Origin of the sequence: Haematospirillum jordaniae (genome assembly GCF_001611975.1) — a bacterium.
GTDB lineage: Bacteria > Pseudomonadota > Alphaproteobacteria > Rhodospirillales > Rhodospirillaceae > Haematospirillum > Haematospirillum jordaniae.
In genome coordinates this window covers 698,223-722,477 of sequence record NZ_CP014525.1, presented here as the reverse complement: position 1 = coordinate 722,477, position 24,255 = coordinate 698,223, and the positions used below count along the sequence as shown (strand labels likewise).

Below are 24,255 nucleotides of genomic sequence, written 5' to 3'. Positions count from 1 at the left end.
TCCCGCTTGTTCCAGTGTCTATACGGTTTTTCTGGCTTGTTGAATCAGCGCACTGTCAGAGGCGTTGTCTATTCTGTTCGAACCAGCGGTGTACGCCTATGGTTACGACAATGGCCAAGGTTCCTCCCATGACAATGTCGGAAAGATAGTGAGCGGTCACGACAACGCGAGAGAAACCGACCAGGCAGGCTGTTGCCCCCCATACAAGCCGCCAGCGTGGAAACAGGAACCACAGGGCGGCCATGGAAGCAAAAATCACCTGCGCATGACCGGAGGGGAAGGACGTATTTCCCGAGAACGGTGCAAAGCCGTACAGATCCTCGGCAAACAGCATTTTCGGACGATAGCGGCCAAAAACTTGTTTGAGAAGGGTGACAGCGAGTCCGGATGCCACCAGTGCTGTCAGTGCAAAACTGAAGCGGCGTGTCCGGGCCCGCCATACATCATAGCTGTCCATGGTCAGGGCCAGCTTCGATGCTGACATACAAACCAGAACGGCCAGAAGGAACCCGATATACCAGGGCCACCCGAGCCCAATTTCCGTGACAAAGGCAAAGAAGTGCCCCGTGGGTGTATCCCGTATGTCACGCATAAAGAAGGCCAAGGGTCGGTCAATGGTCCACTGCAAAAGCAGGGACAGGATAAAGGCGCCAAGCAACGCGGCTGTGCACGGCATGCTGTGCACCCACGCCAGCCATGAGCGTGCGGGACCATGACCTTTCATTCCGGTATTTTCCCTTTAATAAAGATATGAAGCACAACAGGCTTCCCGCGTGAGTAATTCAGGCCGCTGATGGTGGTTGCTTCCTGTATATCGGGCTGACGGGATGCTACAGACAGAAAAGCAGGAAGCTCTTTTTCTTCTATGGCAGCAGCGCCTGCTGTCCCCTGCATCAGGGAGTGGGCTGCACCCGCTCCATCCTGTAACAGGGTTTCGGTTCCGCACAGGAAGACAAGGCTGGGCTCATGATAGCCAGCGGCAGCAAGGCGTTTGCCCGGTGCATAACGATCAATGGCAGATGCAATCTCTTGGCTGATCCACAGGCTTTTCAGGTTGGGAAGGACAGTGTTCATGATAAGAGTAAAGGCTACGGCAGCTCCCGCCATGGCAAAAACAAGCGCGGGAAGAAAGTGCTGGCGCATGATACTGCGCCACACCAACGCCATAACCCCGCCCAATGCGACAGCAGGCAGGAGCGACCATAAGAGAAGCTCACCCTCAAGGTATATGGGCAGGGCAATCGCTGCTCCAGCAAGCCCAAGGCCCAGCAGACTCCAGACGCCGTACCACAGCATGGGGGCAAGCCGTGATAAATCGACGCGGGTTGAGTCGCGAACGGCCAGAACCGTTGTGGCAATCATCAAGGCCAGAGGCGGGTACAGTGGCAGCGTGTAGTGAGGCAGCTTGGTTGGAATTAGCTCCATGACCAGCCAAGCAGGGATAGTCCAAGCGAGGAGAAAACGTAGCCCGGGCAGGGCACGTTCTTTCCATGAACGCCACACCGCAGGCCACAGAAACAAGGAACCCGGCCAGAGAGTTATCCCGACCAGAAGCAGGTAATATCCGGGCGGGGCACCATGGCTTTCCTGCCCGCCAAGCAGTTTGGGAATCAGGTCTTCCTGTATGGCACGGGTTATAAAGGTACCTTCCGTTTCTGCCGAGACGGCTGCCATCCACGGGGCAACCATGGCGATGCTGAGCACCACTCCCATCACGGGGCGCAGACCATGCAGCCATGATGCCTTGCGATCTGCCAGGCACAAGGTCATAGACGCCAGAATAGCAATCATGGGCGTGACGGGCCCCTTGACCAGAATGGCCGCACCCATGGCAAGCCATAGAGCTGGAGAGACCCATGACGGAGCGGCTTTCCCTCCACAGGACTGCATGTAAACCATTCCCATCCCACCCATGACGGCGGTGGTTAGGGCAAGAAGGACGGCATCTGTTTTGGCCAAGTGGCTTTCGCTGAACAGGAGCAAAGAGCTTGCCATGACCAAGGCGCCGACAAAGCCGGTGCGCCGGTCAAATAGAGAGCTGCCAAATCGGAATACCAGAAGCACTGTGGCCAGTGCAGCGACGAACGATGGAACACGATACGGCCACGCAGCGGTATCAGCTGGATGGCTGAACAGGTTGACTGCAGCCGCTTGTAACCAATAGATCCCGACAGGCTTCTTGGCTCGCAGCTCATCTTGAAATCGAACAACAATATAGTCGTTGCTTTCGGCCATTTGCCGCGTGGCCTGCACAAAACGCGCCTCGTCACGGTCCATGACCGGAAGCGTTGCCATACTTGGCAGATACAGGGCGCAGCACAGCAGGGTCAGAGTAACCCAAGGCCGGATACCGGAAAGCAGGGCTTGCACAGACACCTCGTTGATGAAGAGGCCAAGGCCAAAGCTATAGAACGCTGGTTTTACCCGAGAAACAGGCGCGCGCAAAGCCTTGTCGGTTTTTCTTCAGAACTAGGAGGTCTGTTGTGTCTTATCCTGTGCGGCGCTTCGTTTCCCTGTGAGCTTTTGGTGTTTCCAGTTCTGTGCCCTGCTGTATCTCGGCCAGAACGCGCGTCAGATCGAAAACCCGACGCCGGACAGATTTTTTATCAATTTTGCTGTAGGCGATCAGCAGAGCCACCGACTCACGGCTCAGTTCCGGAACGGCCTCTTGCTGGTGTATCTCGTCGCGGGACAGGGCATCGGGCAGATCATCAAAGAAATAGGTTACTGGAACTCCCAGAGCCTGGCTGATATCCCACAGGCGGGATGCGCTGATACGGTTTGTTCCTCGTTCGTATTTCTGGATCTGCTGGAAGGTCAATCCCAGCGCATCGGCCAGAGTGGTTTGGCTGATGCGCTGTACGGTGCGGCAAAAACGGACCCTAGCACCAACGTGAACATCAACCGGGTTTGGTTGACCTTCGCCGTACCCATAGGAATTCTCGGTTTTCATCGACGTTTTCATTGTTTAATGTCCCCATTGTTGTTATTCAGTGTGGATTGTGGTGTCATAGTACCTGTAGCCGTGAATCGTTTCAGTGCGTCGGCAATGGTTTGTACAACGGCTTCGTTCTCATGAGCCGATAGCGTGCAGACCGGGTTTCCGAAGGTCATGGCCAAGAGGCGCCCGCCGGTGTCGTACTGGCAGAACGTACTACGGTGGACACAGCGTCCATGTGCGTAGAACGGTTGTTCAGTGTTGTGGTTGCTCATGGTCTTTTTCCTTGGCACACCTCCCGTGTTCACCTGTTACAGCATGGTCAATTGCACAGCACGCCGCCGCCCCGACGGCAGAGACGCGGGGCGTGGATCCGGCTTCGAAAAAAGCAGATAAGGGAAGGGGTCTGTGTACAGACGAATGCCGGCCGTCTGTAGAGAGGCGGGCGCGTTTTCATCGGGTATAATCAGGTCTCTTGCTCATGGTGCCAAATATGTTTTTCTATTTTCCTGCTGACAGGCGGGTGGGGTATGTGTGCAGCCTAAAACTTCGGTAGAAAACGTCTGTCCCGGTTGATGCGATGCTGCCGTTACAGCTCAGGAATGTGTTACTACACCATCATGTAGTGACGAAAATTGCAAGTATTTCCGGTGCTTTGTCAGGGAATTGTTTCGGTGGCTGAAGATCTGAAGAGTCTAGTGAACTGCAAAAACACGGTAGAGTTATTTGACAGCATTTGTTCTGAGGCATCCGGCCTTGGGTTCGAGCGTGCTGCCTTTCTTGGTGTTGTCGATGCTGCTGCTGCCTCCTGCGAGCTTGGCTATCCCTTTGTTTTGTCATCATGTCCAGTGGAGTGGCAGCAGAGGTATGTTGATTGCTCGTATCATAAGCTCGATCCGACTGTGCGTTTGGCTCCGTTCAGATCCACGGTCATGATCTGGAGCGAGTTGCGTCGTCTGGCACCAGACTTCTTTGACGAAGCTTGTTCCTTTGGTTTGTGTACAGGTGTATCGGTGCCCGTCCATTTGCCCAAGAGGGTCTACCTTCTGAGCTTTGCAACGGCGCGGAAAGAAGAGGTAGTCAAGCCTGTTCGGTCTGCTTTGGCAGGACTGTCGTTTTCTTTTGTGCAGGAGTATGTCAAAAAATCTCCGCCGGTTTCCGTGTCCATTGATTTGCACGAGAACACGCTGAAGATTTTACATATGTCTCTTGCCGGATTTTCCAACGAGGCCATGGCTGCCTCTCTTGGTATGACGGTGCATGGCATTTCTTGGCACTTGCGGGATGCCAGAGAAAAGCTGCGGTGTCAAACAACCCTGCATGCATGCGGCAAGGCTTTGTCTCTTGGCTTGATAGATCTGTAATTTTGTTATGCAGACGCGGCGTTCGGATTAGGAGAAGTTGCAAGAAGCTGCGCCCTTGCCTAGAGAATGAGACTATTTTTGCGGCGTTGTGCTTGTCGTCAGACTCTCATGCTTCGCAGGTTAGTATTCAGGTAAAGATCGTTATAAGGCCTGCGCTCTTGCGATCAGATTCTTGTATCAATGCCGGAGCGTGGTGTTGTTTAACAGCGTCTTGAAGATGTCTTGAGACGTGATGTTCGGTCATCCCCAAAGCATAGGCTATGTCACCACTTGAGAATCCCGACAGGGCCATCTCTAGTATTTTTGTGTTTTTTTCCTGCTCTCTGTCCCGCTTCGCTGCATGTTGATCGGCATGCATGTAGTCTTGCAGAAAACGGAATGCCATGCGTTCCAGGATTGATCGGGTATCTGCCTCAATCAAGGTGTCCCTAGCTGTTGCAAAACTCACGACATAGAGACGCTGGGAGACATGGATGGGAATTGTCAGGCCGGCCCGTAAGCCAAAGGTCGATGCCTCGTTGAAGAAATCGGTATTCAGTGTGCTGACGGCTTTCCAGTCCATTGTAGTATCGCTGGCCGGGGCCAGATAAACCACGGGATCAATTTCATGATAGGCTTTCTCCACATACCTCTGGACCCACTCCCGTGGATAGGATCCCGCGATGAGGGGACATCCTGTCTCTTCCATCACGGTCTTTTCGCCCTCGATACCTCCAAAGGCGGCAAATTCGAACCCCAGTGCTGTGCAATTGGTCAGCAAATCTTGGAATAAGGGGCTAATATCTTTGTAGGAGTTTACGATCTCAAACCGTTTAACCGCTTCCACAACCACTGTCCCCCGTCCTGCCAACCGGGCAGACGGTCCGGCTGGTATTTTTCGTGTGTTCTCAACACAAAAAAATACCAGCATACGTTATAGATTCCAGAAAAATATTTAGAATACTCTTATAGAGTGTCGTTGTGCCGCGTACATCTTTCGTCCCGACTGAACCAAAGTGGGGCAGTCAAACCAATAAAGGATGTAAGGTACTTGCGACTTCTAGCGGGTCGGGACCGGTTTTTCCCCGGAGTAGTCATAGAACCCGCGGCCGGTCTTGCGGCCCAGCCATCCCGCTTCTACATACTTCACCAACAGTGGGCAGGGGCGATACTTGGTGTCGGCAAGTCCTTCGTGCAGGACATGCATGATGGCCAAGCAGGTATCCAAGCCGATAAAGTCTGCCAGTTCCAGCGGCCCCATCGGGTGGTTGGCCCCAAGGCGCAGGGCGTTGTCAATGGACGTGACCGACCCCACTCCTTCATACAGCGTATAGACTGCTTCGTTGATCATGGGTAGCAGGATGCGGTTGACGATGAACGCCGGGAAATCTTCGGCAGAAACAGCTGTTTTGCCGATCTTCCCGGTAAATTCATGCACCTTGCGAAAGGTTTCTTCGTCTGTGGCAATACCACGAATCAGCTCCACCAGCTGCATAACCGGGACCGGATTCATGAAGTGCATGCCCATGAAACGGCCGGGGCGGTCGGTTGTGGCGCCAAGTCGTGTGACTGAAATCGATGATGTGTTGGTGCACAAGATGGCGTCGGGCTTGAGAGTGGCGCAGACGGCGGCAAAAATCTTTTTCTTGATGGACTCATCTTCCGTTGCAGCTTCGATGACTAGGTCGGCATCCGGGAATGCGGTGGTGGTCGACGTGCTGATACGTGCCATGGCGGCTTTGACCTCGTCCTCGGTCAGATTCCCCTTTTTCTGTTGGCGTCCAAGATTGCGTCCAATCAGGTCAATGGCCTTGTCCAGTTGCTCTTGGCTCAGGTCAACCAGCTTGACGGTATAGCCTGCCACAGCGCAAACATGGGCAATGCCGTTTCCCATTTGCCCTGCCCCGACAACACCAACGGTCTTGATCATGACCAGGCTCCCCTTCCGGTCTGTGGTGCCGTACCCGCTGCCGGCGTCTGCATCATATCAAAATAGGTGGGTGGAGCAATGATCAATGCCACTTATGAGTGTCGACTTGTCGTGCCGAGGCTGCATATGGTCAGAATAATAGAAGAAAAGGGGGAGCTATCTGCTCCCCCTCTGTGGCCTGTTGTTGACGAGCGCGGTTTTCAGCGGGACAGCTCTTTCTCAAGCTCGGGCAGCGCCTGGAACAAGTCTGCCACTAGGCCGTAATCAGCAACCTGGAAAATGGGTGCATCCTCGTCCTTGTTGATGGCGACAATGACTTTGGAATCTTTCATGCCGGCCAAGTGCTGGATAGCCCCGGAAATACCAACGGCTATGTAAAGCTCCGGCGCCACAATTTTCCCGGTCTGACCGATTTGAAGATCGTTGGGGACAAATCCGGCATCGACCGCAGCACGTGATGCCCCGATTGCGGCGCCCAGCCGATCAGCTACAGCTTCAATCAGTTTGAAGTTCTCGCCTGATTTCATGCCGCGCCCGCCCGAAACAATCACGCGGGCCGATGTCAATTCCGGCCGGGCCGAGCTGGACAACTCTTCCCCCAAGAACGTGGACAGATTGGGATTTTCACCCGGCGCCAAGGTCTCGATACCAGCATTCCCGCCTTCCGGGGATGCTGCGTCGAAAGACGTGGTGCGGACGGTTATGATCTTGAGCGTATCGTTGCTTTGCACGGTTGCCATGGCATTGCCGGCATAGATGGGCCGTTCAAAAGTATCCGGGCTGATCACCGCAGATATATCAGACAGCATTGCCATGTCACTCAGGCCAGCCACCCGTGGCATGACGTTTTTCCCCGATGTGGTGGCAGGTGCCAGAATGTGGGTGTATGCCCCGGCCATGGAGTGGATCAGCGCCGCAAGCGGTTCGGCCATCGCGTGGGCGTAGCAGGGTGCATCGGCTATCAGAACCTTTGTGACGCCTGCAATACGGGATGCAGCCTGTGCGACCGCGATACATCCCGCGCCTGCAACCAGAACATGGATATCACCGCCAGCCTTTGTGGCGGCAGAGACGGTGTGCAGGGTTGCATCCTTCAGGGTCGTGTTGTTGTGTTCGGCAATAACCAGGACCGCCATGTCAGATCACCTTTGCTTCGGTCTTCAACTTGCCGACAAGCTCGGCCACATCCGCAACCTTTATGCCAGCCTGGCGCTTGGGAGGCTCGGTTACTTTCAGCACTTTCAGCCGGGGAGAAACATCAATGCCAAGATCTTCGGGCGTCAGGGTTTCAAGTGGCTTCTTCTTGGCCTTCATGATGTTGGGAAGAGAGGCGTAGCGCGGCTCGTTGAGTCGCAGGTCAACGCTGATCACGGCAGGCAGGGCTGTTTCAATGGTCTGCAGGCCGCCATCAATTTCCCGCGTGATTTTGGTCTTTCTGCCGGCAAGCTCTACTTTTGATGCAAAGGTTGCCTGCGGCCACCCGGTCATGGCGGCCAGCATTTGCCCGGTCTGGTTGCTATCGTCATCGATGGCTTGTTTACCAACCAGCACAAGATCCGGTTTTTCACGATCAACAATGGCTTTCAGTGCCCTAGCAACGGCCAAGGGCTGAAGATCGACGTCTGTTTGAACCAGGATGGCGCGATCGGCCCCCATGGCCATGGCGGTGCGCAGCGTTTCTTGGCAGGCGGCAACCCCGAGAGAGACGGCAACAATCTCGGTAACGGTGCCAGCCTCCTTCATCCGGATTGCTTCTTCCACCGCAATTTCGTCGAAGGGGTTCATCGACATTTTAACGTTGGCCAACTCAACGCCGGTTTCATCTGTCTTGACGCGAACCTTCACGTTGTAGTCCACGACCCGCTTTACTGCCACAAGGACTTTCATCTGCTCTTCCCTGCTCCGCCTTCGGTCTGTTTTCTGCCCCCTCTGCCCGGGACATGCCGGGCATGCGATGTCCGGTATTCCCTTGCAGGGCCAGACACTCTATCGCCTGTTCTGTTCACGCGCCAAGGGTTTGTTCGGTGCTCTCTGCTCAACGGTCCTTGTGGTCTGTTTCATTCTGGCGATTGGCCCCGGGGATCCACAGGACATCGCCGTTTTTCTCCACATTTGCGTGGCGGGCCAGGACGAAGAGATGATCGGACAGGCGATTTGTATAGGACAGGGTGCACGGGTTTATGGTCTCGCGCAGGGAAAGGCCAACGATAAGTCGCTCTGCCCTTCGTACAATGGTTCGGGCCATGTGCAAGTGCGCAGCCATTGGTGATCCACCAGGCAGAACAAAGGATTGCAGGGGTGCAAGCCCTGCATTGATCTGGTCGATTTCCCGTTCCAGCCGCTCTACGTGTTCATCGGTGATGCGCAGGGCTTGTATTGGCGGGTCACTTTCAGGCATGCACAGGTCAGCCCCAAGATCGAACAGGTCGTTCTGAATCCGGCCCAGCATGCTGTCAAAAAATGCGGCCTGATTCCCTGAGGAATACAGGCGGGCAATCCCGAGCGCGGAGTTGGCCTCGTCGATGGTTCCGCATACATCGACCCGCGCGTCGGTCTTGGGAACCCGTGCCCCGTTTCCAAGTGAGGTCTTGCCCTTGTCGCCGCTACGGGTATAGATGCACGTAAGCTGTACCATTCGTCATGTCCCCGGGGGCTGTGAGAGGGTATAACGGCCAAGAGCCATGGTGGCCCCGGTCCGGTTGGTTTTAGACAAACTTATTGCCAACCCCGCATTCTTGTCACGGGAAAGGAAGTCAGTGCTGCGTCTCCATACCACATTGTCCCTGTATATCGGGCGCCATTTTGCCATGGCGTTGCTGGGGACGCTGGCTGTTATCCTTGCGCTGGTCCTGATGCTTGATTTCGTGGAGCTTTTGCGGCGTGCTGCCGGGCGCGATGCGGGGGCGGATGTCTTGTTCGGCCTGTCCCTTATGAAACTGCCGACCATGGCCCATCAGGTTCTGCCTTTTGCCGTTCTGGTGGGAGGTATGATTGCCATGTGGCGGCTCAGCCGTAGCCATGAGCTGATTATTATTCGCGCATCGGGCGTTTCAGTCTGGCAGTTTCTGGCCCCGATGGTTCTGTGTGCTGCTGTTGTCGGAGTCTTTGATGTAACAGCGGTCAATCCGCTCTCGTCTGCTCTTTACCGAAGCTATGAGAAGCGCCTTGACGAGGTCTGGATGCCTGCCCGTGCTGGTGCATTCAATCTTTCAGAATCGGGCATGTGGCTGCGTGAACCTGTCACGGACGGAGGGCAGACGGTTGTGCATGCCGGGCACGTCCGTCAGGATGGTGATGTTTTGCATATGCGCGATCTGATGTTCATCATGCTTGACTCCAATGGGGTCCTGTACCGTCGCATCGATGCAGGTCAGGGCGCGATGAAGGACCGCGCCTTTATCCTCCGGGATGCTTGGATCATGGAGCCCAATCATCCTGGTGTCCGTATGGATGAGGTGCGCCTGCCGACGGGGATGACCCTTGCCCGTGTCCAGGAGAATTTTGCTAGCCCGGAAACCCTGTCTTTCTGGGATTTGCCGGGTTTTATACGCTTCTTTGAAACATCGGGTTTCTCGGCCCAACGTCATTGGATGCATCTGCATGGCCTGCTGGCATCGCCAGTTTTGCTATGTGCCATGGTCATTGTGGCGGCTGTGTTCTCGCTGGATCCTGATTTACGCTCTGGCCGGGGTTTGTCCCGTATTCTTGGTGCTGTCGGTGTTGGTTTTGTCCTTTACTTTTTTACTAGGTTGTCATTGGCGTTAGGGTTGTCATCGGCGGTGCCCCTGTGGCTTTCAGCCTGGACACCAACGCTGGTGACGCTTTTACTTGGGACAGCAACCCTGTTACATCAGGAAGATGGTTGAGCCTGTCATGACACGTGAGTCTTGTTGTCGGAACAGCTGGTCTTCCCCCGCATTCCGGGTTGCATTGATGGTTGTTCTGGCTGTTACCGTCTGGCGATTGTTCCAGTTGTTCGGGACGCCGGTTAACCTGTCGTTTGACGAAGCGCAGTATTGGAGCTGGTCAACGGATCCGGCGTTTGGTTATTTCTCCAAACCGCCGTTTATTGCTTGGGTTATTGCCCTCACGACCGGTCTTGGCGGTGATTCCGAGCCATGGGTCCGGATCGGGGCGACATTGGCCCATGCCCTGACCGCCCTGTTGGTGTATGGAATCGGGTTTGTCCTGTTTGACCGCGACCATGCGGATGCTGGGTCTGAACACCGTTCGGTTGGTGTCTGGAGTGGGGTGATCTATATCACTCTGCCGGCGGTCTCTCTGTCATCGATGCTTGTATCAACCGATGCATTCCTGTTGATGTTCTGGGCGCTGTCTCTACTGGGGTTGGCTTGCATTGTGACGGGCGGGTCTGCCTGGTGGTGGCTGGCTGTTGGTCTTGGTTTTGGCTTTGGCCTTTTGTCCAAGTACGCCATGGTTTTTTTCATTGTCTCTGTTGTCCTGGCCCTGCTGTGGCATCCGCCTTGGCGTCGCTTCCTGAGGTCTCCTGGATTGTGGGGGGCACTGGTTCTCGGAGCGGCGCTTTATGCGCCGAACATCTGGTGGAATCTGGCGCACGGGATGGCCAGCTATCGGCATACCGGGGATAATGTGAACCTTGGCGCGGATGTCTTCAATCCTTTGAACATGGTTGCATTCCTTGCTTCCCAAGCGGGGGTTTTCGGTCCGCTTCTGCTGGTGACTCTGGTGCTTGCCCTTTGTGTTCCCGCACGGTCACGCTTGCACGTAGATTGGCGTTTTCGCTTCTTGGCGGCTTTTGTCGTGCCGGTTCTTGTGATCATGTCTGTGCAGGCCTTGGTATCGCGGGCTAATGCGAATTGGGCAGCCCCGGCTTTTGTCGCTGCTGTCCCTCTTGTTGTGTCCTGGTGCTTGGGGACAGGGGCCCGCGCGTGGATCTTGCGGGCATCAATTGTGCTCCATGTTTTGGTCGCGTCCTTGGTCTATAACGCAGACAGTCTGGCAGCAGCCTTCGGCGTGCGGGTTCCCCCGGCACTGGATCTCCAGAAGCGTGTGCGTGGGTGGGACGATGCCGGTCGCTGGGTTCGTGAACTGAAGGCACAGAACCCTGATCGTCCGCTGCTGTTTGATGACCGCAAGACCATGGCAACACTTTTGTACTACGCCCGTCCCTTGGCCTGGGACAGCTTCATGTGGCACCCCGGGGATGTTGTGCACAATCACTATGAACTGACCATGCCGCTTCCTGATGTGCCGGGCGGTCGTTTCCTGTATGTGACCCGCCATGATCCGGGGGTGTTGTACCAACGGTTTCAGTCTGTTGAGCCTGTGGCTGTGTTCCGCTCTGCCGGGGTGGCTGGAGGGCGGCTGGAGTTGTCGGCGTGGTATGTGGACCATTTTCTGGGATATGGGCCATGAAGGTGCGGGCGTCATGCGTTTGGCGTGTTGGCATGCATCTGTCTTGGCTTCTGGTGTCCGCAGCTGTTTTCTGGGTATTCCCGGATATTGATTTGGGTATCAGCGGGTTGTTCTGGACGCCGTCCGACGGGTGGTTCTTGGCCCACGATCCCGTGCCCGAGTTTGTGCGCAAGGATTTTCCCCGCCTTCTGATCGGTGGGGTTGTGCTGCTTGTTTGCCTGTGGGGTATCTTGCGTTTTTGTCACCGCCCTTTGTTTTGGTTGACCGGGCGGGTCTGCACCTATCTGGTGACCAGTTTGGTAACCGGGCCGGGGCTTCTGGCCAATGTTCTGTTCAAGGAGAACTGGGGGCGCGCGCGTCCTGGCCAGATTATGGAATTTGGTGGTGCCAAGGTATTTACCCCGCCGTTTGTGGTGACAGACCAGTGTATTTCAAACTGTTCCTTTGTGTCTGGTCATGGTGCACTTGGATTCTGGATGACGGCACTGACCTTTGTGGTTCCCCCACAGTGGAGGGGGCGGGTTTTCCTGATGACTTTTCTGGCCGGATCGGCTGTAGGCCTAGTACGGATCTTGCAGGGTGGGCACTTTTTCTCCGATGTTTTTTATGCTGCTGTTCTGGTCATCGGGATTAATTGTCTTCTTGCGCGCTGGATTCTGGGAACCAAAAGTTTTTCCTGTCAAAAATCTGGGACCTGAAGGTCTCCGTCATCCCATCCATCTTGACGTGTATCATTGGGGTGGCGAATTTTCACGTTCAGGCGTTGCAGGGCATCCCGGATCGGAATGAAGAAATTCAGCCCGCTTGACGCTTTCCCCGGTTTTTCACTGATGCCGATGACATTGCCAGAGACATCAAGCAATGGACCGCCGGAATGACCACCATGAATATCCGCATCGGCCTGAATGTGCTGGAGTCCATGGGTATTATTCCCAAACCGGCTGATGATCCCACGGCTGACGGCTCCGGCCATGGACCGGCTGCGTGGGGTGCCAATGGCATAAACAGCCTCTGCTATACGGGCTTGGCTTTGCCGGATTGGCAGGGGCAGATGTCCCGCCTTTTCGACCTGTATCAGGGCGACGTCCCGCGCTTCGTCATAACGTACGATATCGCCGGAGAACGTCCGCCCGGTGTTCAGTGTGATACGTACAACGTCTATTCCTTCCACAATGTGGTAATTGGTCAGGATCAGGTCCGGGGCGATAAAGAAGCCTGATCCATGGTCAGTTCCATTATCGACCGTGACAACAGACCGGCGTGCGCTCTCGACATGCTGATCCAGCGGTGTGTCAAAGAGAGAAACCGATGGCAGCCATATCTCGTCCCCGGTTTTTGCAGCCAGTGTGCTGCTGCGGGTTGGTCGCGGAGCCATAACCAGACGACGCATCCCTTCACTGGCGGCAAAGTTGCCGGCAGCCTGTGCAAATGCCTCGCCCACCAGAACGGCCGCAGCGTCAACGACGGGTGCCCGTAATGAAAAGAACCCGGATGTCCTGTCCTCGTACACGATCTTTCGTTCCACAACGGAAAGGACTTGCCAGTACACGCGAACGGTTCCGGATCCGCTTTGTGCATCCAGCCTGCTGCCTGTCCAGAGATTGAGGGTGTCACACAGGTTGAAACGAATGTCCTCGATCTGTGCGGATACCAGATAGGCAGCCCGTGGCATGTTGCTGACCCGATCCCCGAACAGGTTCGCAGGGTCGCCGGTTACGGCATAGCCAGCCATGCTGAACTGTTCATGGAACATGTCGTTGAATTCGAGGCTTTTTATTTTGCGGCTTGTTGCGTCACCAGTCCAGTGGATCTGTCGCCCACCGTCCACGCATTCCAGCCCCATGCGATATCCACCGATCAGGCTACCCCGGCGCAGGCGGATTGTTCCCTTGTGGAAACGAATGGGGGCTAGGACAGCATCTTCGGGAAAAGGGGGAGCGTTGGCGTAGGGAACCTTGTCAACCTTGATCCCGTCCACGCAGCCAGCAAGACCGGCCGCTGCGACCATTGCCAGCAGTCTGTATCGCACGTTATGCCCCGTATTTATAATTGATGATAGAAGTATCGTCTTTTGCAAACAATCTCAAGGATCGTTTGCGAGGCTATAGTGCCAGAGCCGTGGATACGGCCTGCCGGTTCTCGCTTTTCCGGTACGGTACGTATAACATTGCGGCTTCGTGATGAGATCCTGCTGCCCGGGTGGTGTGCAGGGTATGTATACAAGGACATGCGTGCAATGGCTGAAGGCAGCCCGGATATTCTGGAGAACTTGTTTGCCCTGATCAACAGCCGGAAGGATGCTGATCCGGAATGTTCACACACAGCAAGGCTTTATGCCAAAGGTCGCAAGAAAATAGCCCAGAAGGTTGGTGAAGAAGCCGTGGAAGTCGCCATTGCATCACTGGTGGAAAGCCGTGAGGACGTTGTCGGTGAGAGCGCGGATCTACTGTATCACCTTTTGGTCCTGTGGTCAGACTGCGGTATTGTTCCGTCCGATGTATGGCAGGCCATGCAGGATCGTTTCGGTGAAGATGGCATCGACGGGAAAAAGGCGCGCCCGTTATAAGCGGGTCTGGCGCTGTGCTTTTCACGTTTGTTCCGGTGACGCAAGGAGACAACGATGAGTTACGATTCCGGTAATATTTTTGCCCGTATCCTGCGTGGCGAGGTTCCCTGCAACCGGGTCTATGAAGACGATCATGTCTTGGCCTTCCACGATGTCAATCCAGCCCGCCCGGTTCATGTGCTGGTCATTCCCAAGGGAGCTTATCGATCCGTTAACGAAATGGCTGCCGATGGCAAGGATGTGGAAATCGCCGCCCTGTTTCGGGCCATCGAGAAAGTGGCAGCCCTGACCAAGGTTCGTGACAGCGGTTATCGTGTGGTTTCGAATGTCGGTGCGAATGGGCATCAGGAAGTACCGCATCTGCATTTCCATATCCTTGGCGGTGGGCCAGTTGGTCCGATGGTGAAGCGCGACTGATACCGTTTTGTTTTTATCGGGGGAGCTGGTCTGCCTTTCGGTAGGCCTCGCTGGCCTTATGCAGGGTGGGCATTTCTGTGCCTGTTCCATGTGCCGGAATCCCTGACTGTAGAAGGTTGACCGGAACAGGCGGTGTGGTAGGCAAGGGCACAAGCCCCTGTGCTTCTAGGGCCTTCTGCTGCTGGGCCTTGTTGTCTCCCTTGTCTCCATTATTGTCTTCGTGCTTTGTGGCTGACGTCTCTTTTTGGTCCGTGTTGTGTTGGGGTATGGTTTGCCGTTCTGGTGTTGGTGCAAGGTGTGAGGATTCGCGCACCAATTGCTCTAGGGCCGTCATGGAGGAAACATCACCCATCGGGCGGATGGCTGATGCCGGGATGCGTGATGGTGTAATTGGTCTGGATGCCTTTGGCATGACGGCTGTGGCTGGATGAGCAGGAAACATGCGCAGGGGGCTTATGATTGCGGTTGCATCGGCTGCGGCCATTGATGCTCCAGTAACAGTCTGTGTTGCTACAGGCTCCGGGATTGGGGTGGATGAAGAGACAGCCCCGTGTCCTGCCTCGGCCGGGGGTGCCGTCTTTTCCGTGACGGATGCAACTTGTGTCTCTGCTGCCTTCTTGTTCCGGATGGCATTCTGCCCCGCGTCTTCGCCATTGAACATGGCCACGACGTGCTCATCGATCGGGGCGCCTGTAATTTCTTCTACTCCGACATCAAGGGCGGCAAGACCAAGCCCGATCGGGCCGAAGAACAAGGCCCCACCGGCTAGTTTTGCTTCACCCCGAATTGTATCTCCGGTCAATTCCCGGTACAGGCTTCCAACAAGCGGTATATGCTGCAGCGGGTTCACGATGTCCAGGAAATCCCAGAAGGACAGGGGACTCTCGTCCGTCTCGGCTGAAGCGCTTGTGGCTACAGTTCCTCCTCCGGGTTCCATGCTGATACCCGGTAGATAGGGGGCATTGTTCCATCCTTCATACGGACTGACGGGCATGGTCCTGTTTGCCTTGTCCTGACGGTATTCTGCCTCTCGAGGGATGCAACGATTATGCCATTCCGTTCAGGCAGCCTTGTCGCGCCGTGTGGCGTCGTGGTCCGTTTGTGTTTGTCGGCAAAATGTGCCGCCCGGTCCTAGAGGATGTGCCCACCTTTTTCGGCTTTGGTTCGCAGATAGGACAGGTTGTGTACGTTGCTGGCAAAGACGTGGGCCACACGTTCATCAATGCGGATGCCATGACGGGCAAGCGCGGCAACCTTGTCAGGATTATTTGTCAACAGACGAACCCGGCTGAAGCCCAGTTGCAGAAGCATTTCGGCGGCAGGCAGGAACAGGCGCTCATCATCATGGAATCCCAGCTGCCCGTTGGCATCCATGGTGTCAAACCCACGGTCCTGCAAATGATAGGCGCGAAGCTTGTTGACCAGACCGATGCCCCGGCCTTCCTGTGCCAAGTATAGAAGAACCCCGCTTCCCTCGCGGGCGATGACATCGATAGCCCCGCGCAGTTGGTCGCCACAGTCACAACGCAGCGACCCCAGCAGATCCCCGGTGAAACATTCGGAGTGCAGACGGACCAGCACGGGTTGCTCCGGATCCGGGTTTCCGATGATGATGGCTAGATGCTCGATTCCACCATCAGCCGGGCGGAAGGCTACGATGCGGGTGTTCTCGGCACCCTGCAGCGGAACCCGGGCATCCCCGACCGGGCGCAGACTGCGGGCTGCCGTCGGCAGGTAGGACAAGATGTGGGTACTATCAACGGTCAGAAGGTCGCGCTCGGCAGCCCAGTGTCGTATGTCAGTATGCTCGTGCAGAGGTGTGGCTACCACAACAGGCAGCAGGCGCGCAATCTTGGCCAGAAGGACGGCAGCGTGCTCTAGACTTTCCGGTGCTCCTTCATGCATGGAGTCTTCCGCACATGCCATCGCCGGGTCGACACGGTCTGTTCCGTGTACGGGATCACCAAGCATGGTCACCTGATCGACCGTAAGGGGGGCGGGGGGCCGGAACGCTATGACCGGCGCGTCTGTTGCCTCGTATCCAAGAGCTTCTGCCCGTCGGCCTGTCATCAACAGAGCCGGGGTTGTATTGGTCAGGTGACCAAAGCGTTCCAAGCTTTCTTCTGTAAGGGTTTCAGCTGACTGGATCAGCAGGCCTTTCCCCGTAAGGTCTGTCAGGACAACAGTGCCACCACGCCGGAACTCGGCAACAACACGATCCACCGCTACAAGGGCGGATGGGGGTGGGGAACTGGCGGGTGGGACGGGTCTGGTCATGCTGGGATGTCGGAATCCTGACTATCGGGTCCGGTCATGGATGGCCCGGTTTGTAGAAGAAAGTGGTCACGGGCTTGGCGTCCGCGCTTCCCGATGGTAGATAGGACAGTATTGGCGTTGTGAAAAGACAGTGTTTTTGCACTGGCGGGAATTTTTCCCCGGTTACCCCCGCATTTGTAGCGTGTTGTCTTGAGGCATAGGAGTGTCCGCCCATGGCCGATGGCCGTTTTATACTCCTTGTTGATGATGATGTGGTTCTGCGGCGCACTCTTGCGATGCAGCTTCAGGACCAGGACGATATTGCCACTGTAACCGAAGCGGCTTCAGGGGGTGAGGCAATCTGTGCTGCGACATCCTCCCCTGTTCCGCTGGATCTTATTTTGCTGGACCTAGGCCTTCCGGATATGGACGGGCGTGATGTCTGTCGCCAGTTGAGGGCAGGGGGTGTGCGCTGCCCCATTATTATGCTGACAAGTCTTGATAGTGAATACGACACGGTAACGGGCCTAGAAGCCGGGGCCAACGACTATGTGACCAAGCCGTTCCGTATGGCTGTGTTGCTGGCCCGTCTTAGGGCGCATATGCGTCAGCACCGTCAGTCTGATGATGCTGTGTTTGCTGTTGGCCCCTATCGTTTTGTGCCTGCGTCAAAGATGTTGGAAGAAGCCTCAGGGCGGAAGATTCGCCTGACGGAGAAAGAAGCTGCAATCCTCAAATATCTTTACCGGCAGGGGCGGGCAGTGGACCGGGAAACCCTGCTGCATGAGGTGTGGGGATATAATGCCGCTGTCAGTACTCATACGCTGGAGACTCATATCTACCGGCTGCGTCAAAAGATTGAGCCTGTCAGCGGCGAGACAACCCTGTTACTGACCGAAGAAGGGGGATATCGGCTCAGCCCCTGATATTCCTTTGCTTTCCGTGACTCCGGTCCCTTGTGATGGCCTTGTTTGTGACAGCGTGCCTGCGCTGTCTTCGCCCTTGATAGATGGCCCCGTAAACTGGGGGCATGATGATGCCCCTGCTGATTCTGCCCCGCATCCTGCAATGGCGGCTGTTCCTGTCCTGGCTCTTCCTGTTTTGGGAACGTCTATGGCAGGCCTTGTGGATACCCTGGTCTGTCGTTCTCGGATTTATTGCCTTGTCCCTTCTGGGGGGGATACCGGCTTCCGGAACCGGTTGGCACTTGGTGTCGTTCATCCTGTTTTTGGTCATTCTGGCGTTTGCCCTATGGTACGGACTGTCCAGTTTTTGCTGTCCAGACATATGGGATGCTTTGCATCGCCTGGAGCGTGGGCATACAGCCCGACCCCTGACCGCCCTGTGTGATCGTCCGTTTGTTGTGCTTGATCCCGCAACGCATGAACTCTGGCAGAGGCATCACCGACAGATGCTGTTTGAAGCCGGGTTCTTGCAGGTATCCTGGCCTGCTCCCCATATCGCTGACCGTGATCCGCTTGCTATCCGGGCGATTCCTGTCCTGGCCCTGGCGGTTGGTTTATTTGTCTCTGGCCCCCAGTCTGCAGACCGTCTGTCTGCGGCTCTGACGCCATCCTTGACCGGATCCCTGAGTGCCGAGATTTGGATAACACCCCCGGAGTATACCCGGCTGCCCTCTGTTCGCCGGGTTATGGACGGGGGCACGCTTGATGTACCGGAGGGAAGTTCCCTTCTGGTCTTGGTTCATGGCCCCGGTCTGCCGGTCGGGTATCTTGGTGATACCCATGTTCCCTTCGAGGACAGTGGCCATGATACAGCCCGTATGACAGCTCTTTTAACGGATGATGCCGGATCTGGCGTTGAACTCCGGATACGGCGTGGGCTGTGGTATAGCGCTAGGCAGCAGCTTGCCATCTTTCCGGATACGCCACCGTCTGTTGCAGGGGGATCCCTTGTTGCAGCCACCACACCGGATGGTCCGGACCCTCGTCTTTCATTGCATGTTGCTGCGTCTGATGACTACGGCGTGACAGAGGCCCGCCTCGAATTGCGTCGTCCGGGGGAGCCGGAAATGGATATGGACTTTGTTGCCCGTTCCTATCCACTTCCTGTTCCCGGTTTGCCTTCGCCCCATGTTGATACCACCGTTCTGTTGGATCTTGCTGGGCATCCCTGGGCTGGGCACGATGTTGAGGTTAGGGTATTGGTTTCTGACGGGGCCGGCCACACAGCAGGATCATACTGGTATGCAACGCATTTGCCAGAGCGGCAGTTCACGCATCCGGTTGCGGCCCTTCTGGCGTCGGCCCGCAAGGTTCTTTTCACGGGGTCACCTGCACAGAAAGCAGAGGTCTGGAGACGCCTTGATGAACTGTCCCTCCGGCCAGATGATTTTGGTCAGGACCCTGTAGTCTTTCTTGGGTTGCGGATTGCTGCGTTGCGTTTGTCACCTGCCTTTGCTGTGCATCCACTTGAGTCTGTGGCTGATCTTCTCTGGAACCTAGCCTTGAGGATAGAGGATGGCACCATCGACAATGCACGAACCCAGCTGGAACAAGCCAGGCTGGATCTTCTTAATGCGACAGGGGATCCCAAGGCGGTGGCGGATGCCATCAACGCGGTTCGTCGTGCCTTGGTATCCTTGCTACAGGATATCGTCGGCCGTGGTGGTGGATTGTCCCTGGATGAGCTTGATGCACTGGCGGACTCCCTTGGCCCAAATATTCAGGCCGGTGACCTTGCCTTGGAGAAAATGCTGGCTGAACTGGAAGAGCTGACCCGCCTAGGGGCACAGGATGCGGCACGTGCCTTGGCCGAGCATGTTGATGCGGTGTTGTCCGGATTGCGGAATGCGCGTTTCTCGTCGGCATCTGGCGAGCTGCGGGACATGAGGGATATCATGACCGGGTTTGACCGTCTTGTCCGGGGCCAGGAGCAACTTCTGGAAGATACCTTTTCCACAATGGCAGAAGGGACAGCCCTGCCGTCTGTATCACGCCATTCCGGGTTCTGGACTTTCCCTGCCGCAGAGTTGGCGCGGCGGCAGGAAAGCTTGCGTGGTCAGCTGCGGGCACTGAGCGGGCAGGTCGGGCGGAAAACCGGTTCGGTTCCGGAATGGTTCGGTGTTGCCGGGGATCATATGGATACGGCATCCCGTGCGCTGGGTGAATCCCGTCCCGATCTGGGGCAGCAGGCTCAGGGGGAGGCCTTGGAGGCCTTGCGTCAGGCCCGCCGCGATGTTTCACAAACCATGATGCAGAACCTAGGGCAGACAATTGGACTCTTGCCTGCTCCTGCGGGAGCAGGAGGGCTGGATCCGGCAGGGCGTCCCGGTGAAGGCATGACCCTTCATGGTGAGAAAGTTCCGACCAAACCGGAACGCACTCGGGCACGGGACCTTCTGCAGGAGCTGCGACGGCGTGCTGCCGAGGGCAATCTGGATCGTCAGGAGCAAGACTATCTGCAGCGCTTGATCAGGATGTTCTGACACTTCTCCGGTATCAGGCCAGATGCGGGGCAAATGCGGCGCAGACTTGGCGATAGATGGCTTGCTTGAAGGGTACAACAAGGTCGGGGACATCACGAAGCGGCACCCATCGCCAGTCTGAAAATTCAGGGTGTTCCGTGTCTAGACAAATGTCACGGTCGTGTCCCGTGAAGCGCATCAGGAACCATTTCTGTTCCTGTCCCCGCCAGCGCCCTTTCCAGACCTTTCCGATCAAGTCATTGGGTAGGTCATAGCGTACCCACTCTTTCATCTCCGCAATGATTTCCGCCTTGTTGGTACCAATTTCTTCCTTTAGTTCGCGCAGAGCTGCGTCCCGTGGGTCTTCACCGCGATCTATGCCTCCCTGCGGCATTTGCCAAGCGTTTTGCTCCGTATCTAGGCGCCGTGCGACAAAAACCTCGTTGCGCTGGTTTACAAGCATGATGCCGGCACAGGGACGCCAAGGGAGATCTGTTTTCAGGGACGGGGTCATCAGTGGTCAACAACCTTCAGGGGGGGCAAAAGACGGATGACCCTATCAGCTTGCCGACGTATTGACCACAGCGGTTGCGGGAACCAGCCGGGTTCCGTTGGTTGCCAGCCCTTTGTTCCAAGCCATCAGGCGTTCAAAGGTCAGGGGGGACGGGAACAGGACAACCAGCGCTGTACCACGTGTCTTGGCCATGTGGGCGGCATATTCAAGGCGTGCATCAACCGAGGAACGCCAAGAACGGGCTTCTATGGTCAGGTCAGAAACCGCTACAGGGCCTGTGTCCTTGCGATAGCCTGACAAATTGCCCTTCTTGTCAGGACTGTCTGTGGCAGGGGGCATGCCGGCCTGAATATACAGGATTCCGGATTTCCCCAAGGCATCGAGAATGGCCTGCATCGGCAGGCCCGAGCCGGTAAAGTGACCGGGACGTCCCAGAAGCCCGACGTATCCCCCTGCTTTGCCCATGACCATTTCAAGGCGCGTCAGGTTCTCGGATGGTGGCAGAGCTGTCAGCAGACCAAGGGGACCGGGGTCTGCCGAAGGAAAGGTCTGCTCTTCCATGGGGAGATCCAGCATGACCTCGTGCCCATAGGAGCGAGCCCGCTGCACCAGGTTCTCAAGCTGCGGGGCATAGGGGCTGAACGAGAGCGTAATGTCAGGCGGCAGTTTGGTGATGGCTGTTTCCGTTGCTTCCGGGTGCAGGCCAAGCCCCCCGATCACAACCCCGATCTTGGGTCCCTTGGTGTCGGGTGCGGGCCTGCGATAAACCTTCCACGGCATTTTTCCCTCGCTGCTGATCATGGGGAGCGGGCCGAAACGGGATGTCTTGATCAGGCTTGGATCCGGTGCGGGATCCAGTCCTTTCGGATCGCCCTTGTTTACCGGAATGGCCGCATAGCTTGGCATCGCCTGTCCCGGTTTGCGGGGTTCCGGAAGAACTGGATCCCGGAATGGGGGCAGTCCGGCGATAACTGTAGTCTTTGCGGGCTCGGGTGCTTTTGGTGCAGTAGGAGGGGGCTGCGCTGTTTCCACGGCCGGTGTGGTGGCTGTTTCATTCGGGGGTGGAGGTGTGGGCTCGGCTGGTTTCTCGGCAGACTCAGTCTTTCCAGCCTCTGTTGTCTGTGCAGGGGGTGGGGGCGCAGCCTGATCTGTCGGCAGCGGTTGTGTTCCGTCCCCGGCCAGCCATGGACGTCGGTTCTTGGAGCGTTCTGCGGATGGATCCGATGCGCCTTCGGCCAGTTTTGGCTCTGGAAGCGGTTCGGGATTGGCTGGTGGAGGGGGAGGCATCATGAGGCTGATCTTGTCGCCCGATGCCATAGGCTCTGGCGCAGGGACAGCAACAGCTTCACCCTTTTCATTGATGACAACCAGACCGGGGTCAACCTCCGGCGGGAGTGGTTTCGGCTGCATGAACCACCACAAGGCCGCGCCTCCCCCACCCAGAAGGAGTATGGCCAGTACGGACCCGATCAGGGCCTGTTTCCTCTGGCGATTGCGCCAGTCTTGCTCTGCTCTGTCCGGGCCTGACAGGGCCGGTGGTAAGTCAAAGTCATCCAGATCAGGGCTGCCGACTTCATCTTCAATGCCGGCGACATCATCTATGCCTGCTGCTTCGTCGTCAGGCATTATGGCATCAGCTGGAGATGGGCCTGGACCGGCAGCAGCACCGGGTTCTGTTGCGGCCCCATCATCCCCGGCTGTTTCCGGAGGGGGAAGATCAGCAACTTCCGAGGCAATCAGGGCCAAAAGGGCAGGATTGTCAAGGGGATCAGCCCCTTCGCCTACCGCGTTGGCGTCATCCCCCTTGCTGCTCTTTTTTCCCTTCTTTTTCTTTTTTCCCTTGCCCAGAATCGTGTCCAGAAGGCCAGGCTTCGGCTTCTTTTCCTCTTCGATACGCCGTACTTCTGACTCCGGTATTTCTTCCGGCTCCGGGCGAAACGGCAGTTCATCCTCGCCAGAACTGTCTGCCGATTCCTTTTTGCCACCGAACAGCGATTTCAACGAAAACGCCACGCCATTCCCCAGAAGTCAGGACGTCGGGCAAGAGTAGCCCGACGTCAAACAATAATCAGATAACCCCTAACGAAATCCTTACTGCCCGGCATTACAGGCTATTGGAGCTGTGTTTGTTTCTGACGTTCGAGTGAAACCCCTCTCAGGATATCTAGGGCCCGTGCCAGCTGCAGGTCTTCCTCGGGTTTACCTTGGGCTACGCCGACGTGGGGCGCTGCCTGCCCTGCTTTCTCACCCGCCAAGTCCGGCTGTGATGTCGATCGCTTGCTTCTGTTGATCTTCTCATCCGGGTTGCTGAGCGCATTGGGCAGATCGGCCTCACTGCGGCTGCGAACCGGTTGGGAGCTGGCGTTGACCTCGATATCAGGCTCGATCCCGACGGCTTGGATCGAACGGCCGGAGGGGGTAAAGTAACGCGCGGTTGTCAGGCGCATGGCGCCGTGCCCGGCCAGCGGAATGACCGTCTGGACCGATCCCTTTCCGAAGCTGCGGGTTCCGACCACAATGGCCCGGTGATGGTCCTGCAGGGCCCCGGCAACGATTTCCGAGGATGAGGCAGAGCCATCATTGATCAGGACCACCATGGGAAGTCCCCCGGTCAGGTCGCCCTTCTGCGCATTATAGCGTTGGGTATCATCACTCCGGCGCGACCGGGTGGAGACAATTTCGCCGGAATCAAGGAAAGCATCCGACACGGCGATAGCTTGGTCAAAAAGACCGCCAGGGTTATTGCGAAGATCCAGTACAAAGCCACGAATTTTGTTCGGCCCAATATCCTTGTTGAGTTTCTCGATCCCATCCCGCATGGCATCAAATGTTTTTTCATTGAAGGCTGTCAGGCGAATGTAGCCAATATCACCTTCTGCCTTGGCGCGGGCTGAACGGATCTTGATAACATCACGAACCAGTTTGACCTCAAATGGATCACGTCCCTCCCGGCGTATGGTCAGTACAATTTCACTGCCGGCCTTGCCGCGCATATGCTCGACGGCATCCTGAAGGGTCATGCCCAGAACCTGTTTGTCGTCCAGACGTATGATATAGTCACCCGGCTTCAAACCCGCTCGGAAAGCCGGTGTGTCATCAATGGGAGAGACAACTTTGACCAAGCCATTCTCCATCGACACCTCGATTCCCAAGCCGCCAAATTCCCCCCGTGTCTGGGTCTGCATGTCACGGAAGCTTTCGGCATTCAGGTAGGACGAATGAGGATCAAGACTGGTCAGCATGCCGTTGATGGCGGATTCAACCAGCTGCTGGTCGGTGACATCCTCAACGTAATCGCGTCGTACACGTTCGAAGACGGTGCCGAACAGATCAAGCAGACGATAGGTTGATGCATCGGCTTTAGCCTGTGCCTGCAACGAGGGGAAGACCAGTGTCACCCCCACAGGCAGGGACAGAACCAAGACGGCCAACGCCGCAATAAGGGACTTCCGCATCATCAGTCTGTT

23 protein-coding genes are annotated in these 24,255 nt (G+C 56.4%); 8 read left to right on the top strand and 15 right to left on the bottom strand.

Annotated features, from left to right (window positions below):
* Positions 1 to 55: 55 nt before the first annotated feature.
* The 4 genes from AY555_RS03580 to AY555_RS03565 form a co-directional block, all read right to left on the bottom strand.
* Entirely contained in the window at positions 56 to 724 is a 669-nt protein-coding gene (locus AY555_RS03580) for a phosphatase PAP2 family protein (RefSeq protein ID WP_066133560.1), read from the bottom strand.
* Positions 721 to 2,370, bottom strand: a complete 1,650-nt coding sequence (locus AY555_RS03575; RefSeq protein ID WP_066136471.1) for an ArnT family glycosyltransferase — start codon at positions 2,368 to 2,370, stop codon at positions 721 to 723. The genes AY555_RS03580 and AY555_RS03575 overlap by 4 nt, the downstream gene beginning before the upstream one ends.
* 118 nt (positions 2,371 to 2,488) lie before the next feature.
* Complete coding sequence (locus tag AY555_RS03570; RefSeq protein ID WP_156483285.1) at positions 2,489 to 2,953, bottom strand: helix-turn-helix domain-containing protein; 465 nt, start codon at positions 2,951 to 2,953, stop codon at positions 2,489 to 2,491.
* A gap of 8 nt (positions 2,954 to 2,961) precedes the next feature.
* Complete coding sequence (locus AY555_RS03565; protein WP_066133557.1) at positions 2,962 to 3,213, bottom strand: hypothetical protein; 252 nt, start codon at positions 3,211 to 3,213, stop codon at positions 2,962 to 2,964.
* Positions 3,214 to 3,612: 399 nt separating this feature from the next.
* Here AY555_RS03565 and AY555_RS03560 point away from each other — a divergent pair, with 399 nt between their 5' ends.
* Positions 3,613 to 4,302: a helix-turn-helix transcriptional regulator gene (locus AY555_RS03560; RefSeq protein ID WP_066133554.1), complete on the top strand. Its 690-nt coding sequence runs from the start codon at positions 3,613 to 3,615 to the stop codon at positions 4,300 to 4,302.
* A gap of 127 nt (positions 4,303 to 4,429) precedes the next feature.
* Here the strand turns inward: AY555_RS03560 and AY555_RS03555 are convergent, their stop codons facing one another.
* From AY555_RS03555 to AY555_RS03535, 5 genes are all read right to left on the bottom strand, one after another.
* Positions 4,430 to 5,134, bottom strand: a complete 705-nt coding sequence (locus tag AY555_RS03555) for an autoinducer binding domain-containing protein (RefSeq protein ID WP_167798472.1) — start codon at positions 5,132 to 5,134, stop codon at positions 4,430 to 4,432.
* A gap of 207 nt (positions 5,135 to 5,341) precedes the next feature.
* The gene (locus tag AY555_RS03550; protein ID WP_066133548.1) at positions 5,342 to 6,211 is read right to left on the bottom strand and encodes a 3-hydroxybutyryl-CoA dehydrogenase; all 870 of its coding nucleotides are present in this window, start codon (positions 6,209 to 6,211) and stop codon (positions 5,342 to 5,344) included.
* 200 nt (positions 6,212 to 6,411) lie between these two features.
* A complete protein-coding gene (locus AY555_RS03545) occupies positions 6,412 to 7,347 on the bottom strand; it encodes an electron transfer flavoprotein subunit alpha/FixB family protein (protein ID WP_066133543.1) in 936 nt (311 codons plus the stop codon).
* Between the two features lies 1 nt (position 7,348).
* Positions 7,349 to 8,098 carry an electron transfer flavoprotein subunit beta/FixA family protein gene (locus AY555_RS03540; protein WP_066133538.1) on the bottom strand — a complete coding sequence of 250 codons (750 nt, stop codon included), beginning with the start codon at positions 8,096 to 8,098 and terminating at the stop codon, positions 7,349 to 7,351.
* Positions 8,099 to 8,246: 148 nt separating this feature from the next.
* On the bottom strand, positions 8,247 to 8,846 hold the full coding sequence (locus AY555_RS03535) for a cob(I)yrinic acid a,c-diamide adenosyltransferase (protein ID WP_066133535.1): 600 nt from the start codon (positions 8,844 to 8,846) through the stop codon (positions 8,247 to 8,249).
* A gap of 121 nt (positions 8,847 to 8,967) precedes the next feature.
* Between AY555_RS03535 and lptG the strand changes: the two genes are divergently transcribed.
* Genes lptG through AY555_RS03520 form a run of 3 tightly spaced genes read left to right on the top strand, consistent with a single transcriptional unit; the run spans position 8,968 to position 12,306 of the window.
* Positions 8,968 to 10,077 (top strand): LPS export ABC transporter permease LptG, encoded by a 1,110-nt coding sequence (gene lptG / locus AY555_RS03530; protein ID WP_066136468.1) that lies wholly within the window; start codon positions 8,968 to 8,970, stop codon positions 10,075 to 10,077.
* A gap of 7 nt (positions 10,078 to 10,084) precedes the next feature.
* Positions 10,085 to 11,608: an ArnT family glycosyltransferase gene (locus AY555_RS03525; RefSeq protein ID WP_167798473.1), complete on the top strand. Its 1,524-nt coding sequence runs from the start codon at positions 10,085 to 10,087 to the stop codon at positions 11,606 to 11,608.
* A complete protein-coding gene (locus tag AY555_RS03520) occupies positions 11,605 to 12,306 on the top strand; it encodes a phosphatase PAP2 family protein (RefSeq protein ID WP_066133529.1) in 702 nt (233 codons plus the stop codon). The genes AY555_RS03525 and AY555_RS03520 overlap by 4 nt, the downstream gene beginning before the upstream one ends.
* Here AY555_RS03520 and AY555_RS03515 read toward each other — a convergent pair.
* A complete protein-coding gene (locus AY555_RS03515) occupies positions 12,288 to 13,637 on the bottom strand; it encodes a S1C family serine protease (protein WP_167798474.1) in 1,350 nt (449 codons plus the stop codon). The two genes, AY555_RS03520 and AY555_RS03515, sit on opposite strands and share 19 nt — an antisense overlap.
* A 207-nt stretch (positions 13,638 to 13,844) precedes the next feature.
* On the opposite strand from AY555_RS03515, the gene AY555_RS03510 reads away from it, so the two are divergent.
* Both AY555_RS03510 and AY555_RS03505 read left to right on the top strand, forming a co-directional pair.
* A complete protein-coding gene (locus AY555_RS03510; protein ID WP_066136466.1) occupies positions 13,845 to 14,174 on the top strand; it encodes a phosphoribosyl-ATP diphosphatase in 330 nt (109 codons plus the stop codon).
* A 54-nt stretch (positions 14,175 to 14,228) separates the two neighbouring features.
* The gene (locus AY555_RS03505; protein ID WP_066133524.1) at positions 14,229 to 14,591 is read left to right on the top strand and encodes a histidine triad nucleotide-binding protein; all 363 of its coding nucleotides are present in this window, start codon (positions 14,229 to 14,231) and stop codon (positions 14,589 to 14,591) included.
* 13 nt (positions 14,592 to 14,604) lie between these two features.
* On the opposite strand, the gene AY555_RS03500 is transcribed toward AY555_RS03505, so the two are convergent.
* Positions 14,605 to 15,585 (bottom strand): hypothetical protein, encoded by a 981-nt coding sequence (locus tag AY555_RS03500; protein WP_066133521.1) that lies wholly within the window; start codon positions 15,583 to 15,585, stop codon positions 14,605 to 14,607.
* A gap of 137 nt (positions 15,586 to 15,722) precedes the next feature.
* Positions 15,723 to 16,868: a GTP cyclohydrolase II gene (gene ribA / locus AY555_RS03495; RefSeq protein ID WP_066133517.1), complete on the bottom strand. Its 1,146-nt coding sequence runs from the start codon at positions 16,866 to 16,868 to the stop codon at positions 15,723 to 15,725.
* A gap of 212 nt (positions 16,869 to 17,080) precedes the next feature.
* Here ribA and AY555_RS03490 point away from each other — a divergent pair, with 212 nt between their 5' ends.
* Both AY555_RS03490 and AY555_RS03485 read left to right on the top strand, forming a co-directional pair.
* Positions 17,081 to 17,773 carry a response regulator transcription factor gene (locus AY555_RS03490; RefSeq protein ID WP_066133514.1) on the top strand — a complete coding sequence of 231 codons (693 nt, stop codon included), beginning with the start codon at positions 17,081 to 17,083 and terminating at the stop codon, positions 17,771 to 17,773.
* Between the two features lie 104 nt (positions 17,774 to 17,877).
* Positions 17,878 to 20,295, top strand: coding sequence for a DUF4175 domain-containing protein (locus AY555_RS03485; RefSeq protein WP_082811838.1), 2,418 nt, complete (start codon positions 17,878 to 17,880; stop codon positions 20,293 to 20,295).
* Positions 20,296 to 20,308: 13 nt separating this feature from the next.
* On the opposite strand, the gene AY555_RS03480 is transcribed toward AY555_RS03485, so the two are convergent.
* The 3 genes from AY555_RS03480 to AY555_RS03470 form a co-directional block, all read right to left on the bottom strand.
* Positions 20,309 to 20,788, bottom strand: coding sequence for an RNA pyrophosphohydrolase (locus tag AY555_RS03480; protein WP_066133508.1), 480 nt, complete (start codon positions 20,786 to 20,788; stop codon positions 20,309 to 20,311).
* A 45-nt stretch (positions 20,789 to 20,833) separates the two neighbouring features.
* On the bottom strand, positions 20,834 to 22,801 hold the full coding sequence (locus AY555_RS03475; protein WP_066133504.1) for a divergent polysaccharide deacetylase family protein: 1,968 nt from the start codon (positions 22,799 to 22,801) through the stop codon (positions 20,834 to 20,836).
* A gap of 98 nt (positions 22,802 to 22,899) precedes the next feature.
* The gene (locus AY555_RS03470; protein WP_066133501.1) at positions 22,900 to 24,246 is read right to left on the bottom strand and encodes a S41 family peptidase; all 1,347 of its coding nucleotides are present in this window, start codon (positions 24,244 to 24,246) and stop codon (positions 22,900 to 22,902) included.
* Positions 24,247 to 24,255 lie beyond the last annotated feature (9 nt).

Bases quoted from the DNA above. Each gene is read 5' to 3' on its own strand.
- AY555_RS03580 (WP_066133560.1), bottom strand. From the start codon at position 724: ATGAAAGGTCATGGTCCCGCACGCTCATGGCTGGCGTGGGTGCACAGC.
- AY555_RS03570 (WP_156483285.1), bottom strand. From the start codon at position 2,953: ATGAAAACCGAGAATTCCTATGGGTACGGCGAAGGTCAACCAAACCCG.
- AY555_RS03565 (WP_066133557.1), bottom strand. From the start codon at position 3,213: ATGAGCAACCACAACACTGAACAACCGTTCTACGCACATGGACGCTGT.
- AY555_RS03550 (WP_066133548.1), bottom strand. From the start codon at position 6,211: ATGATCAAGACCGTTGGTGTTGTCGGGGCAGGGCAAATGGGAAACGGC.
- AY555_RS03545 (WP_066133543.1), bottom strand. From the start codon at position 7,347: ATGGCGGTCCTGGTTATTGCCGAACACAACAACACGACCCTGAAGGAT.
- AY555_RS03540 (WP_066133538.1), bottom strand. From the start codon at position 8,098: ATGAAAGTCCTTGTGGCAGTAAAGCGGGTCGTGGACTACAACGTGAAG.
- AY555_RS03535 (WP_066133535.1), bottom strand. From the start codon at position 8,846: ATGGTACAGCTTACGTGCATCTATACCCGTAGCGGCGACAAGGGCAAG.
- AY555_RS03525 (WP_167798473.1), top strand. From the start codon at position 10,085: ATGACACGTGAGTCTTGTTGTCGGAACAGCTGGTCTTCCCCCGCATTC.
- AY555_RS03520 (WP_066133529.1), top strand. From the start codon at position 11,605: ATGAAGGTGCGGGCGTCATGCGTTTGGCGTGTTGGCATGCATCTGTCT.
- AY555_RS03510 (WP_066136466.1), top strand. From the start codon at position 13,845: ATGGCTGAAGGCAGCCCGGATATTCTGGAGAACTTGTTTGCCCTGATC.
- AY555_RS03505 (WP_066133524.1), top strand. From the start codon at position 14,229: ATGAGTTACGATTCCGGTAATATTTTTGCCCGTATCCTGCGTGGCGAG.
- AY555_RS03500 (WP_066133521.1), bottom strand. From the start codon at position 15,585: ATGCCCGTCAGTCCGTATGAAGGATGGAACAATGCCCCCTATCTACCG.
- ribA (WP_066133517.1), bottom strand. From the start codon at position 16,868: ATGACCAGACCCGTCCCACCCGCCAGTTCCCCACCCCCATCCGCCCTT.
- AY555_RS03490 (WP_066133514.1), top strand. From the start codon at position 17,081: ATGGCCGATGGCCGTTTTATACTCCTTGTTGATGATGATGTGGTTCTG.
- AY555_RS03485 (WP_082811838.1), top strand. From the start codon at position 17,878: ATGATGATGCCCCTGCTGATTCTGCCCCGCATCCTGCAATGGCGGCTG.
- AY555_RS03480 (WP_066133508.1), bottom strand. From the start codon at position 20,788: ATGACCCCGTCCCTGAAAACAGATCTCCCTTGGCGTCCCTGTGCCGGC.
- AY555_RS03470 (WP_066133501.1), bottom strand. From the start codon at position 24,246: ATGATGCGGAAGTCCCTTATTGCGGCGTTGGCCGTCTTGGTTCTGTCC.